The 14,038-nt window shown below is 64.6% G+C and carries 13 protein-coding genes; all 13 read left to right on the forward strand.

The features are described 5' to 3' along the window. Genes ACNJYD_RS17600 through nuoN form a run of 13 tightly spaced genes read left to right on the forward strand, consistent with a single transcriptional unit; the run spans position 1 to position 14,038 of the window. The gene (locus ACNJYD_RS17600; RefSeq protein ID WP_172783526.1) at positions 1-1,197 is read left to right on the forward strand and encodes an NADH-quinone oxidoreductase subunit D; all 1,197 of its coding nucleotides are present in this window, start codon (positions 1-3) and stop codon (positions 1,195-1,197) included. Continuing rightward, positions 1,197-2,174, forward strand: coding sequence for an FkbM family methyltransferase (locus ACNJYD_RS17605; protein WP_439367178.1), 978 nt, complete (start codon positions 1,197-1,199; stop codon positions 2,172-2,174). The genes ACNJYD_RS17600 and ACNJYD_RS17605 overlap by 1 nt, the downstream gene beginning before the upstream one ends. A gap of 11 nt (positions 2,175-2,185) precedes the next feature. Beyond that, positions 2,186-2,797, forward strand: a complete 612-nt coding sequence (gene nuoE, locus ACNJYD_RS17610; RefSeq protein ID WP_172783528.1) for an NADH-quinone oxidoreductase subunit NuoE — start codon at positions 2,186-2,188, stop codon at positions 2,795-2,797. Next, positions 2,797-3,003 carry a hypothetical protein gene (locus tag ACNJYD_RS17615; protein ID WP_172783529.1) on the forward strand — a complete coding sequence of 69 codons (207 nt, stop codon included), beginning with the start codon at positions 2,797-2,799 and terminating at the stop codon, positions 3,001-3,003. Before nuoE ends, ACNJYD_RS17615 begins: the two co-directional genes overlap by 1 nt. 15 nt (positions 3,004-3,018) lie before the next feature. Then, positions 3,019-4,344 (forward strand): NADH-quinone oxidoreductase subunit NuoF, encoded by a 1,326-nt coding sequence (gene nuoF, locus ACNJYD_RS17620; RefSeq protein ID WP_439367180.1) that lies wholly within the window; start codon positions 3,019-3,021, stop codon positions 4,342-4,344. Positions 4,345-4,349: 5 nt separating this feature from the next. Beyond that, a complete protein-coding gene (nuoG, locus tag ACNJYD_RS17625) occupies positions 4,350-6,425 on the forward strand; it encodes an NADH-quinone oxidoreductase subunit NuoG (RefSeq protein ID WP_212257265.1) in 2,076 nt (691 codons plus the stop codon). Positions 6,426-6,435: 10 nt separating this feature from the next. Beyond that, positions 6,436-7,503 (forward strand): NADH-quinone oxidoreductase subunit NuoH, encoded by a 1,068-nt coding sequence (gene nuoH / locus ACNJYD_RS17630; protein ID WP_172783531.1) that lies wholly within the window; start codon positions 6,436-6,438, stop codon positions 7,501-7,503. A gap of 8 nt (positions 7,504-7,511) precedes the next feature. Next, positions 7,512-8,006, forward strand: coding sequence for an NADH-quinone oxidoreductase subunit NuoI (nuoI, locus tag ACNJYD_RS17635; RefSeq protein ID WP_210268102.1), 495 nt, complete (start codon positions 7,512-7,514; stop codon positions 8,004-8,006). Between the two features lie 9 nt (positions 8,007-8,015). Continuing rightward, positions 8,016-8,654 (forward strand): NADH-quinone oxidoreductase subunit J, encoded by a 639-nt coding sequence (locus ACNJYD_RS17640; RefSeq protein WP_212257264.1) that lies wholly within the window; start codon positions 8,016-8,018, stop codon positions 8,652-8,654. After that, positions 8,651-8,959, forward strand: a complete 309-nt coding sequence (nuoK, locus tag ACNJYD_RS17645) for an NADH-quinone oxidoreductase subunit NuoK (protein WP_008547737.1) — start codon at positions 8,651-8,653, stop codon at positions 8,957-8,959. Before ACNJYD_RS17640 ends, nuoK begins: the two co-directional genes overlap by 4 nt. Before the next feature lie 8 nt (positions 8,960-8,967). Further along, on the forward strand, positions 8,968-11,070 hold the full coding sequence (gene nuoL / locus ACNJYD_RS17650; protein ID WP_212257263.1) for an NADH-quinone oxidoreductase subunit L: 2,103 nt from the start codon (positions 8,968-8,970) through the stop codon (positions 11,068-11,070). Continuing rightward, positions 11,071-12,579, forward strand: coding sequence for an NADH-quinone oxidoreductase subunit M (locus ACNJYD_RS17655; RefSeq protein WP_439367183.1), 1,509 nt, complete (start codon positions 11,071-11,073; stop codon positions 12,577-12,579). A 22-nt stretch (positions 12,580-12,601) separates the two neighbouring features. Next, the gene (gene nuoN / locus ACNJYD_RS17660) at positions 12,602-14,038 is read left to right on the forward strand and encodes an NADH-quinone oxidoreductase subunit NuoN (protein ID WP_439367185.1); all 1,437 of its coding nucleotides are present in this window, start codon (positions 12,602-12,604) and stop codon (positions 14,036-14,038) included.

Genomic DNA, 14,038 nt, shown 5'->3' on the forward strand with positions numbered 1-14,038 from the left:
ATGAACGAGCAATCTGAACAGCTTCGCAACTTTACGATCAATTTCGGACCGCAGCATCCGGCGGCGCACGGCGTGTTGCGCCTCGTGCTGGAGCTCGACGGCGAAGTGGTCGAGCGCGTCGATCCCCATATCGGCCTGCTTCACCGCGGCACCGAGAAGCTGATCGAGCAGAAAACCTATCTGCAGGCGATCCCCTATTTCGACCGGCTCGACTACGTCGCGCCGATGAACCAGGAGCACGCCTTCTGCATGGCCGCCGAAAAGCTGCTCGGCATCGAGGTGCCGCGCCGCGGCCAGCTGATCCGCGTGCTCTATTGCGAGATCGGCCGCATCCTGTCGCATCTGCTCAACGTCACCACGCAGGCGATGGACGTCGGCGCGCTGACCCCGCCGCTGTGGGGCTTCGAAGAGCGCGAGAAGCTGATGGTGTTCTACGAGCGCGCCTCGGGCAGCCGCATGCATGCGGCTTACTTCCGGATCGGCGGCGTGCACCAGGATCTGCCGCAGAAGCTGGTCGACGACATCGAGGCCTGGTGCGATCCGTTCCTCAAGGTGGTGGACGATCTCGATCGCCTGCTCACCGCCAACCGCATCTTCAAGCAGCGCAACGTCGACATCGGCGTGGTGCCGCTGAAGGAAGCCTGGGAGTGGGGTTTCTCGGGCGTGATGGTGCGCGGCTCGGGCGCGGCCTGGGACCTGCGCAAGTCACAGCCTTACGAGTGCTACGCCGAGATGGATTTCGACATCCCGATCGGCAAGAACGGCGACTGCTACGACCGCTATCTGATCCGCATGGAAGAGATGCGCCAGTCCGTGCGCATCATGAAGCAGTGCATCCAGAAGCTGAACGCGCCGGACGGCAAGGGCCCGGTCGTCGTCGCCGACAACAAGGTCGCGCCGCCGCGCCGCGGCGAGATGAAGCGCTCGATGGAAGCGCTGATCCACCACTTCAAGCTCTACACCGAAGGCGTCCACGTGCCGGCCGGCGAGATCTATGCCGCGGTCGAGGCGCCCAAGGGCGAGTTCGGCGTCTATCTCGTCGCCGACGGCACCAACAAGCCCTACAAGTGCAAGATCCGCGCGCCGGGCTTTGCGCATCTGCAGGCCATGGACCACATCTGCCGCGGCCATCTGCTCGCCGACGTCTCGGCGATCCTGGGCTCGCTCGACATCGTGTTCGGAGAGGTCGATCGGTGATGGCGCAGGCGCCAATCCAGTTTGACCGCGCCTCGGGGGCCCTTGAAGGGGCCAACCTGTGGGAGCGGACGGCTGCCTTGGCGCTGGTGACGGGATCGAAGATCTCCTCGCACTTCTCGCACATGGGCTACATCGCCTGCGCGAATTTGCTGCGCAAGACGCTGCCCGAGCGCAACATCGCGATCAGGCTCAATTCCGACGCGGTGTTCGAATTCCCCTACGGCGACGGCTATTGGAGCAAGCTGCTCAATCGCTCGTACAACTATGAAGACGAGCTCGAGCTGCTGTTCGCCGATTCAATCGACGTCGACTACACACTGCTCGATTGCGGCGCCAATTACGGCTATTGGTCGGTGCTGGTGTCGAGCAAGCCGTTCGGCGCGCACAAGGCGATCGCGATCGAGCCGTCGGGCCAGAACTACCCGAAGCTCGCCAACAATGCGCGCGTCAACGCGGGCCGCTTCGAGACGATGAAGTGCGCGATCGGCGCGGCGCGCGGCACCGCGCGTCTATCGGGCACCAAGCACGAGGCCTTCAGCATCGCCGGCGATCAGTCGGCGGACGGGGAGGAGGTGCCGGTGATCGCGCTCGACAACCTGATCGACGACGGCAAGATCGCTGCGAGCGGCAAGTATCTGATCAAGCTCGACGTCGAGGGCGTCGAGATCGAGGCGATCAAGGGCGGCGTCCGCCTGCTTGAGGCCGACAGCGTCATCATGTGCGAGGAGCACGGCAGCGACCGCTCCCACGCCGTGTCGCGCTTCATCCTCGAACAGACCCCGCTGAAGCTGATCGTGTTCGATCCGCGCAGCAACCGCATGGAGACCGTGACCGAGCTGTCGATCCTCGACCGCATCAAGGTCTCGACCCACGTCGGCTACAACGTTTTCGGCACCGCAAGCGCATTCTGGCAGGACAGGATCGAAGCCCTGAACGCCAAGAACCTGAATGCGAAATCCGCGCGCCGCATGCAGTGAGAGATTGAGCTATGTCCGTTCGCCGATTAGCACCGAAGGAAGTCCAGCCCGCGAGCTTTGCGTTCACGGAGGAGAACCTCGCATTCGCCCGGCAGCAGATCGCGAAGTATCCGGCCGGACGTCAGGCCTCCGCTGTCATCGCCATCCTCTGGCGCGCGCAGGAGCAGAACGAGGGCTGGGTGTCGGAAGCTGCGATCCGCGTCATCGCCGACATGCTCGACATGCCCTATATCCGCGTGCTGGAGGTCGCGACCTTCTACACCATGTTCCAGCTCGCCCCCGTCGGCAAGAAGGCTCACGTCCAGGTCTGCGGCACCACGCCGTGCCGGCTGCGCGGCGCCGAGGATCTGATCCACGTCTGCGAGCACCGCATCCATCACGAGCCCTTCCATCTCTCCAAGGACGGCAATTTCAGCTGGGAAGAGGTGGAGTGCCTGGGCGCCTGCGTGAACGCGCCGATGGTGCTGATCGGCAAGGACACCTATGAGGACCTGACCAAGGAAACCTTCGGCAAGGTGCTCGACGGCTTCGCTTCGGGCAATCCGCCGAAGCCCGGTCCGCAGAACGGCCGCCAGTTCTCGGCGCCGATCACCGGGCCGACCACGCTGAAGGAGATCACCTGATGCGTGATCTCGCTTCGTCGATAGCGCAGGGGAGCGTTGGCATGAAGAAGTGGGGCTTCATCGCGATGCACGCCGTGGTGGCGGCCGCCTTCATCTTCCTGCTGCAGCGCTTCGGCCTGAACGCATCGCTGGAATCGGCTTCGCTCTGGGCGCTGACGTTTGGCATCTGCGCCGCCGGACTTGCCTACAAGCAGTCCAATCGTTGATCGGAAAGCACTGATATGCTCGAGGACAAGGACCGCATCTTCAAGAACCTCTACGGCCTCCACGATTGGGGGCTCGAGGGTGCGCGGCGCCGCGGCGCCTGGGATGGCACCAAGAATATCATCGACAAGGGCCGCGACTGGATCATCAACGAGATGAAGGCGTCGGGCCTGCGCGGCCGCGGCGGCGCCGGCTTCCCGACCGGTCTGAAATGGTCCTTCATGCCGAAGGAATCGACCGACGGCCGGCCGAGCTATCTCGTCGTCAACGCCGATGAGTCCGAGCCCGGCACCTGCAAGGACCGCGAGATCATGCGGCACGATCCGCATCTCTTGATCGAAGGCTGCCTGATCGCGAGCTGCGCGATGAACGCGCATGCCTGCTACATCTATGTCCGCGGCGAGTTCATCCGCGAGCGCGAGCATCTGCAGGCCGCGATCGACCAGGCCTATGAGGCCAAGCTGGTCGGCAAGGACAACGTCAACGGCTGGCCGTTCGACATCTACGTCGCCCACGGCGCCGGCGCCTATATCTGCGGCGAGGAGACCGCGCTGCTCGAAAGCCTCGAAGGCAAGAAGGGCCAGCCGCGCCTGAAGCCGCCGTTCCCGGCCAACGTCGGTCTGTTCGGCTGCCCGACCACGGTCAACAACGTCGAGTCCATCGCCGTTGCACCCGACATCCTGCGCCGCGGCGCGGCGTGGTTCGCCGGCATCGGCCGCCCGAACAACGTCGGCACCAAGCTGTTCTGCATCTCCGGCCATGTCGAGCGGCCCTGCAACGTCGAAGAGGCCATGGGCATCCCGTTCCGTGAGCTGATCGACAAGCATTGCGGCGGCATTCGCGGCGGCTGGGACAACCTCAAGGCCGTGATCCCCGGCGGCTCGTCGGTGCGCATGGTGCCCGCCGAGCAGATCATCGACACGCCGATGGATTTCGACTCCTTAAGCAAGCTGCGCTCGGGCCTCGGCACCGCCGCCGTGATCGTGATGGACAAGTCGACCGACCTGATCCGTGCGATTGCCCGCATCTCCTATTTCTACAAGCATGAGAGCTGCGGCCAGTGCACGCCGTGCCGCGAGGGCACGGGCTGGATGTGGCGCGTCCTCACCCGCATGGCCGAAGGCCGCGCCCACAAGCGCGAGATCGACATGCTGCTCGAGGTGACGAAGCAGGTCGAAGGCCACACCATCTGCGCGCTCGGCGACGCGGCGGCCTGGCCGATCCAGGGCCTGATCACGCACTTCCGTCACGAGATCGAAGCGCGCATCGACCAGTATTCGCACAAGGCAGATGTCGATGACATCGGCGTCCGCGATCCCGTGAACATGGTCGCGGCGGAGTAAGAGACATGACCAAGCTCATCATCGACGGCAAAGAGATCGATGTCCCCGCCGAGTACACGCTGCTTCAGGCGTGCGAGGCGGCCGGCGCCGAGATTCCGCGCTTCTGCTACCACGAGCGGCTGTCGATCGCCGGCAATTGCCGGATGTGCCTCGTCGAGGTGAAGGGCGGCCCGAAGCCGGTCGCGAGCTGCGCCTGGGGCGTGCGCGACTGCCGTCCAGGCCCCAAGGGCGAGCCGCCGGAGATTTCCACGCGTTCGCCGATGGTGAAGAAGGCGCGCGAAGGCGTGATGGAATTCCTTCTCATCAACCATCCCTTGGATTGTCCGATCTGCGACCAGGGCGGCGAGTGCGACCTGCAGGATCAGGCAATGGGCTATGGTGTCGACACCAGCCGCTTCGCCGAGAACAAGCGCGCGGTCGAGGACAAATATCTGGGCGCGCTGGTCAAGACCTCGATGAACCGCTGCATCCAGTGCACGCGCTGCGTCCGCTTCTCGGCGGAAGTTGCCGGCGCGCCCGAGATGGGCGCCACCGGCCGCGGTGAGGACATGGAGATCACGACCTATCTCGAGCACGCCCTGACGTCGGAACTGCAGGGCAACCTCGTCGACATCTGCCCGGTCGGCGCGCTGACCTCGAAGCCCTATGCCTTCGCGGCGCGCCCGTGGGAGCTCGGCAAGACCCAGTCGATCGACGTCATGGACGGTCTTGGTTCTGCGATCCGCGTCGACACCCGCGGCCGTGAGGTGATGCGGATCCTGCCGCGCATCAACGAGGCCGTGAACGAGGAGTGGATCTCGGACAAGACCCGCCACGTCGTCGACGGCCTGCGTACCCAGCGCCTCGACCGGCCCTATATCCGCGAGGCGGGCAAGCTGCGCGCGGCAAGCTGGACCGAGGCCTTCGCCGCGATCGCCGCCAAGGCGGCGCGCACCGACGGCAAGCGCATCGGTGCGATCGCCGGCGATCTCGCCGGCGTCGAGGAGATGTTCGCGCTGAAGGACCTGCTCGCCAAGTACGGCTCGAGCAATCTGGCGGTGCAGGGCGGCGATGCCTTCGACCCCGCGCTCGGCCGCGGCTCCTACATCTTCAATCCGACGCTCGCCGGCGTCGAGCAGGCCGACGCGCTGCTCATCATCGGCGCGAACCCGCGGAAAGAGGCGGCCGTGTTCAACGCCCGCATCCGCAAACGCTGGCGCGCCGGTGGCTTCAAGGTCGGCGTGATCGGTGCCAAGCCCGACCTGACCTATGATTACGACCACCTCGGTGCCGGCACAGAGACGCTGGGTGAGCTCGCGGCCGGCAAGCACTCCTTCATGGACGTGCTGAAGAACGCCAAGCACCCGATCATCCTGGTCGGTGCGGGCGCGGCCGCCCGTCACGACGGCGCCGCCATCCTCGCAGCCGCCGCCAAGCTCGCGCTCGACGTCGGCGCGGTGAAGGACGGCTGGAACGGCTTTGGCGTGCTGCACGAGACCGCCTCGCGCGTCGGCGCGCTCGACATCGGCTTCGCCGCAACCTCAGGCGGCCTGAATGCCGCGCAGATGACGACCTTCGGCACGCTGGACTTGCTGTTCCTGCTCGGGGCCGACGAGATCAAGGCGCCGGATGGCACCTTCGTCGTCTATATCGGCACCCATGGCGACCGCGGCGCGCACCGCGCCGACGTCATCCTGCCGGCGGCCGCCTACACCGAGAAGTCCGCGATCTACGTCAACACCGAAGGCCGGGTGCAGATGACCGGTCGCGCCGCGTTCCCGCCGGGCGAAGCCCGCGAGGACTGGGCGATCGTCCGCGCGCTGTCGGAAGCGCTCGGCAAGAAGCTCGGCTATGACTCGCTCTCGGCGCTGCGCCAGGCGGTGTTCAAGGCCGTGCCGCATCTGATCCGTCTCGACCAGATCGAGGCCGGCTCCGCCGAGCAGATCAAGAAGCTGGCGGGGAAGGGCGGCTCGCCCGAGAAGGCGCCGTTCAAGCCCCTGGTCGAGGACTTCTATTTGACCAACCCAATCGCGCGTGCGTCCGCCGTGATGGCGGAATGCTCGCGCCTCGCCTCCGGGCACATGCTGACCGCAGCAGAGTGAGCGTGATCTGATGGAATTCTTCGAAAGCGCATTCTGGACCGGGTTCCTCTGGCCGCTGATCATCATGGTCGCCCAGAGCGTCCTGGTGCTCGTCGTCCTCTTGGTGGCGATCGCCTACATCCTGCTCGCCGACCGCAAGATCTGGGCGGCGGTGCAGATCCGCCGTGGCCCGAACGTGGTCGGTCCCTGGGGCCTGCTGCAATCCTTCGCCGACCTGCTCAAGTTCGTGCTGAAGGAGCCGATCATTCCGGCCGGCGCCAACAAGGGCGTGTTCCTGCTGGCGCCGCTGGTGTCGTGCGTGCTCGCGCTCGCGGCCTGGGCGGTGATCCCGACCAATCTCGGCTGGGTGATCTCCGACATCAATGTCGGCGTCCTCTTCATCTTCGCGATCTCGTCGCTGTCGATCTACGGCATCATCATGGCCGGCTGGTCGTCGAACTCGAAGTACCCGTTCCTGGCCGCGCTGCGCTCGGCGGCGCAGATGGTCTCCTACGAAGTCTCGATCGGCTTCGTCATCATCACCGTGCTGCTCTGCGCCGGCACGCTGAACCTCTCGGCCGTGGTCGAGGCCCAGCATGCCCGCGGCCTTGCCAGCCTGATCGGGCTGCCGCAGCTGACCATCCTGAACTGGTACGTCTGGCCGCTGTTCCCGATGTTCGTGGTGTTCTACGTCTCGGCGCTGGCGGAAACCAACCGTCCGCCCTTCGACCTCGTCGAAGCGGAGTCCGAGCTCGTCGCCGGCTTCATGGTCGAGTACGGCTCGACGCCATACCTCTTGTTCATGCTCGGCGAGTATGTCGCGATCGTCACGATGTGCGCGTTGGCCACGATCCTGTTCCTCGGAGGCTGGCTGCCGCCGGTGGACCTGCCGCCCTTCAACTGGGTGCCGGGGATCATCTGGTTCTCGCTGAAACTGTTCTTCATGTTCTTCCTGTTCGCGATGGCGAAGGCGATCGTGCCGCGCTACCGCTACGATCAATTGATGCGTCTCGGCTGGAAGGTGTTCCTGCCGCTGTCGCTGGCGATGGTGATCGTGGTGGCCGGCGTGCTGCATTTCGCCGGCATCGCGCCGAAGTGAGGGCCGTCATGGGTATCAACGTCAACGCCACTGCACGCTCGCTTCTGCTGTCGGAATTCGTCTCGGCGTTCTTTCTCGCCATGCGCTATTTCTTCCAGCCGAAGCCGACCCTGAACTATCCGTTCGAGAAGGGCCCGATCTCGCCCCGCTTCCGCGGCGAGCACGCATTGCGCCGCTATCCGAACGGCGAAGAACGCTGCATCGCCTGCAAGCTGTGCGAAGCGATCTGCCCGGCGCAGGCCATCACCATCGAGGCCGGCCCGCGCCGCAACGACGGCACCCGCCGCACCGTGCGCTACGACATCGACATGGTGAAGTGCATCTATTGTGGCCTGTGCCAGGAGGCCTGTCCGGTCGATGCCATCGTCGAAGGCCCGAACTTCGAGTTCGCGACCGAGACCCGCGAGGAACTCTATTATGACAAGGCAAAGCTGCTCGCCAACGGCGACCGCTGGGAACGCGAGATCGCGAAGGCGATCGAGCTCGACGCGCCGTACCGGTGAGGTGAGGGCATGATCCTTCCCGCGCTGTTCTTCTATCTGTTCGCCGGCATCTGCGTCGCCTCGGCGGTGATGGTGATTGTCTCGCGCAATCCCGTGCACTCCGTGCTGTACTTGATCCTGGCCTTCGTCAACGCTTCCGGCCTGTTCGTGCTGATGGGCGCCGAGTTCCTCGGCATGATGCTGATCGTCGTCTATGTCGGCGCGGTCGCGGTGCTGTTCCTGTTCGTGATCATGATGCTCGACGTCGACTTCCTCGAGCTGCGCGAGGGCTTCATCGAGTACCTGCCGGTGGGCCTCGTGATCGGCGGCATCTTCCTGTTCGAGCTGTTGCTCACCGTCGGCTTCTGGGTCATCAACCCCGGCGTCTCCAAGACGATCACGGCGGCGATCCCGGCCAACGTCTCCAACACCGAGGCGCTCGGGCTCGTGCTCTATACGAAGTACATCCACTACTTCCAGCTCGCCGGCATGGTGCTGCTGGTTGCGATGATCGGCGCCATCGTGCTGACGCTGCGCCATAAGGCGAAGGTCAAGCGGCAGGACATCAACGTTCAGAACGCACGCACGCCCGACATGGCGATGGCGATGCGCAAGGTGGCGCCGGGGCAGGGGCTCTCGGACGCGGATGCCGCGGAGTGGGTGAAATGACGATCGGGCTCGGACATTATCTGGCGGTCGGCGCGATCCTGTTCACGCTCGGCATCCTCGGCATCTTCCTGAACCGCAAGAACATCATCGTCATCCTGATGTCGATCGAGCTGATCCTGCTGTCGGTCAACATCAACCTCGTGGCGTTCTCGACCTTCCTCGGCGACATCGTCGGGCAGGTCTTCGCGCTGCTGGTGCTGACGGTCGCGGCTGCGGAAGCTGCGATCGGTCTCGCCATCCTGGTGGTCTATTTCCGCAACCGTGGCTCGATCGCGGTTGAGGACGTCAATCTGATGAAGGGCTGAGCTCTCAAATGGTTCAGGCGATCGTTTTCCTGCCTCTGCTGGGCGCCATTCTGGCCGGCCTGATCGCGCTTGTGGGCGCGCATGCCCGCAACCCCTCGGGCGACGAGGTCGAGCATCACGGCGACCATGGTCACGCGCACGCTCATGCGTCCGCCACGATCAACGAGGACGCCTCCGTCATCCACGAGACCCATCACGAGCCCGGCGACGGCCACGACGATCACGGCCACGGACCGACCGAGCCGCCTGCGGCGGGCTCGCGCGCTGCCGAGCTGATCACCACCGGGCTGCTGTTCGTCTCGGCCGCGCTGTCCTGGATGACGCTGGTCGATGTCGGCTTCATGCATCACGACTACCGGATCCAGCTGCTGCCTTTCATCTTCTCCGGCGACCTCCAGGTCTGGTGGACGCTGCGCGTCGACACGCTCACGGCGGTGATGCTGGTGGTGGTGACGACCGTGTCCTCGCTCGTGCACCTCTATTCCATCGGCTACATGGACGAGGACCCGTACCGGCCGCGCTTCTTCGGCTATCTCTCGCTGTTCACCTTCGCCATGCTGATGCTGGTGACCGCGGACAATTTGGTGCAGCTGTTCTTCGGCTGGGAGGGTGTGGGTCTGGCCAGCTATCTGCTGATCGGCTTCTGGTACCAGAAGCCCTCGGCGAACGCCGCCGCCATCAAGGCCTTCGTGGTCAACCGCGTCGGCGACTTCGGTTTTGCCCTCGGCATTTTCGCGATCTTCATGCTGGTCGGCTCGACCGATTTCGAGACCATCTTCCACGCCGCGCCCGGCCTCACCGGCAAGACCATCAACTTCCTCGGCTGGCACGCCGACGCCCTGACCCTGACCTGCCTGTTGCTGTTCATGGGCGCGATGGGCAAGTCGGCGCAGTTCCTGCTGCACACCTGGTTGCCGGACGCGATGGAAGGTCCGACCCCGGTGTCGGCGCTGATCCACGCCGCGACCATGGTCACCGCCGGCGTCTTCATGGTGGCGCGCCTGTCGCCGCTGTTCGAGCTCGCGCCGACCGCCCAGGCCGTCGTGATGTTCTTCGGCGCGACCACGGCGTTCTTCGCCGCCACGATCGGTCTCGTCCAGAACGACATCAAGCGCATCGTCGCCTACTCGACCTGTTCGCAGCTCGGCTACATGTTCGTGGCGATGGGGGCGGGGGCCTATTCGGTCGGCATGTTCCACCTGTTCACCCACGCCTTCTTCAAGGCGCTGCTGTTCCTGGGCTCCGGCTCGGTGATCTACGCGATGCACCACGAGCAGGACATCCGGAACATGGGCGGCCTCTGGAAGAAGATCCCCTACACCTACGCGGTGATGGTGGTCGGCACGCTGGCGCTGACCGGCTTCCCGCTCACCGCCGGCTATTTCTCCAAGGACGCGATCATCGAGTCCGCCTACGCCTCGCACAATCCGTTCGGGGTGTACGGCTTCCTGATGACGGTGATCGCCGCCGGCCTGACCTCGTTCTACTCTTGGCGCCTGATCTTCAAGACCTTCCACGGCGAGCCGCATGACGAGCATCATTACGAGGCCGCGCATGAGGCTCCGCTCTGGATCCTGATCCCGATCGGCGTGCTCGCGGTCGGCTCGTTCGTCGCGGGCCTGCCGTTCAAGGAGCTGTTCGCCGGCCACGGCGTCGAGGAATTCTTCCGCGAGTCCGTGAAGATGAACCCGCACATCATCGAGGAGATGCACCACATCCCGCAGACCATCGCCTTCCTGCCGACGGTGATGATGGTGCTGGGCTTCCTCGTCTCGTACCTGTTCTACATCCGGCGGCCCTACATCCCGGTTCGGCTGGCTCAAGAGCAGCCGATGCTGTACCAGTTCCTGCTCAACAAATGGTACTTCGACGAGCTCTATGACCTCATCTTCGTCCGTCCGGCGAAGTGGATCGGCTACCAGCTCTGGAAGAAGGGCGACGGCTTCATCATCGACGGCTTCGGTCCTGACGGCGTCTCCGCCCGCGTGCTGGACGTCACCCGCAACGTCGTGAAAATCCAGACCGGCTATCTCTATCACTACGCATTCGCCATGCTGATCGGCGCCGCCGGCCTGATCACCTGGTTCATGTTCGGCTTTGGAGGCCAGTAAATGACAACCTGGCCCATTCTTTCGGTCACGACGTTCCTGCCGCTGGTCGGCGCGCTGATCGTCTATTTGAGCCGCGGTGATGACGAGGCGGCGCGGCGCAATTCGCGCTGGATCGCGCTCTGGACCACGCTGATCACCTTCGCGGTGTCGGTGATCCTGGTCATGCGCTTCGACCCCGCCAATCCCGACTTCCAGTTCGTCGAGAAGGCGAACTGGCTCGCCACCGGCATCACCTACCACATGGGCGTCGACGGCATCTCGCTGCCGCTGGTGATCCTGACCACCGCCGTGATGCCGTTCTGCATCATCGCGAGCTGGAAGGCGATCACGAGTCGCGTCCGCGAATACATGATGGCGTTCCTGATCCTGGAAACGCTGATGATCGGCACCTTCTCGGCGCTCGATCTCGTGCTGTTCTACCTGTTCTTCGAGGGCGGCCTGATCCCGATGTTCCTGATCATCGGCGTCTGGGGCGGTCCGCGCCGGGTCTATGCCTCGTTCAAGTTCTTCCTCTACACGCTGCTCGGCTCGGTCCTGATGCTGCTCGCCATCATGGCGCTGTACTGGAACGGCGGCACCACGGACATTCCGACCCTGATGCACACCGCCGTGCCGCGGTCGTTGCAGACCTGGGCGTGGCTGGCCTTCTTCGCCTCCTTCGCGGTGAAGATGCCGATGTGGCCGGTGCACACCTGGCTGCCCGACGCGCACGTCGAGGCGCCGACGGCGGGCTCGGTGGTCCTCGCCGCGATCCTCCTGAAGATGGGCGGCTACGGCTTCCTGCGCTTCTCGCTGCCGATGTTCCCGCTGGCCTCGCACGACTTCGCGCCGCTGATCTTCACGCTCTCGGCCATCGCCATCATCTACACCTCGCTGGTGGCCCTGATGCAGGAGGACATGAAGAAGCTGATCGCGTACTCCTCGGTCGCGCATATGGGCTTCGTCACCATGGGCATCTTCGCCGGCACCATGCAGGGCGTTGCCGGCGGCGTGTTCCAGATGATCTCGCACGGCATCGTCTCCGGCGCGCTGTTCCTCTGCGTCGGCGTCGTCTACGACCGCCTGCACACCCGCGAGATCGCGGCCTATGGCGGCCTCGTCAACCGGATGCCGCTCTATGCGATGACCTTCATGGTGTTCACCATGGCCAATGTCGGTCTGCCTGGCACCAGCGGCTTCGTCGGCGAGTTCATGACGCTGCTCGGCACGTTCAAGGTCTCGATCCCGACCGCGTTCTTCGCCACCTTCGGCGTGATCCTCTCGGCAGGCTACGCGCTGTGGCTCTACCGCAAGGTCGTGTTCGGGGCGCTGACCAAGCCGTCGCTGGCGAGCATGAAGGACCTCACCTTGCGGGAGTGCGTCGTTCTATTCCCGATGATCGCGCTGACGATCCTGTTCGGCGTCTATCCGAAGCCGGTGCTCGACATGTCGGCCGCCTCGGTCCAGCAACTCGTCAACAATTACAATACCGCCGTGACGGCCGTGAAGGCCGCCGCACTGCTCCAGTGATCGGGCAGGTCAGGATATCGCCATGAGCTTTTCGACTGCAGGTTATCAACTGGCGCCGGTGCTGCCCGAGCTCGTGCTCGCGGTCGGCGCCATGGCGCTTCTGATGCTCGGGGCCTATCGCGGGCAGGAGACGACCAGGACCGTCACGTCGCTGGCGGTGGTGCTCCTGGTCGTGGTGGGTGCGCTCGTCTACATGCAGCCCGCGGGCAAGCAGGTGACGTTCGGCGGCAGCTTCATCGTCGACGACTTCGCCCGCTTCATGAAGATCCTGGCCCTGATCGGCTCGGCCGTGACGCTGATCCTGTCGACCGAGTTCCTGTCCGACCCGTCGCGCCGCATCTTCGAATACGCCATCCTCGTGCTGCTCTCGACGCTCGGCATGATGGTGCTGATCTCGGCCGGCGACTTGATCTCGCTCTATCTCGGTCTCGAACTGATGTCGCTGGCGCTCTATGTCGTTGCGGCTTCGAACCGCGACAACGCCAAGTCGACCGAGGCCGGCCTGAAGTACTTCGTGCTCGGCGCGCTGTCCTCGGGCATGCTGCTGTACGGGGCATCGCTGGTCTATGGCTTTACCGGCACCGTGAGCTTCACCGGCATCGCCGCGGCCGCGACGGTCTCGAATGTCGGCCTGGTGTTCGGCCTCGTCTTCCTGCTCGTCGGCCTCTGCTTCAAGGTTTCGGCCGTGCCGTTCCATATGTGGACGCCTGATGTCTACGAGGGCGCGCCGACGCCGGTCACCGCCTTCTTCGCCTCGGCGCCGAAGGTCGCCGCGCTCGCCGTGTTCACCCGCGTCACGCTGACCGCATTCCCCGGCATCGTCTCGCAGTGGCAGCAGATCCTGGTGTTCGTGTCGATCGCCTCGATGGCGCTCGGCTCCTTTGCCGCGATCGGCCAGAGCAACATCAAGCGCCTGATGGCCTATTCCTCGATCGGCCACATGGGTTTTGCGCTGGTCGGTCTTGCCTCCGGCACGGTCGAGGGCGCGCAGGGCGTCTTGATGTACATCGTGATCTATGTCGCGATGACGCTCGGCTCGTTCTCCATCATCCTCGCCATGAAGCGCAACGGCCAGGCCGTCGAGCAGATCAGCGATTTCGCCGGCCTGTCGCGCACCAATCCGCTGCTCGCCTTCATGTTCGCGATGCTGCTGTTCTCGCTCGCCGGCATCCCGCCGCTCGCCGGCTTCTTCGCCAAATGGTACGTCTTCGTCGCCGCGATCAAGGCGAACCTGTTCACGCTTGCCGTGATCGGCGTGCTGACCAGCGTCGTCGGCGCCTACTATTATCTCGCCATCGTCAAGACGATGTATTTCGACGAGCCGGCCGGCCAGGTCGATCCGGTGCGCATCGAGGTGCGGACGGTGCTGGCGGTCGCGGGTCTGTTCAACCTGCTGTTTGCCCTGTTCGCGGGACCCGTGGTGAGCGTCGCCTCCGCCGCGGCAAAGTCGCTGTTCTAG

The sequence above is a fragment of the Bradyrhizobium sp. SPXBL-02 genome, assembly GCF_051853065.1.
Classification (GTDB): domain Bacteria; phylum Pseudomonadota; class Alphaproteobacteria; order Rhizobiales; family Xanthobacteraceae; genus Bradyrhizobium.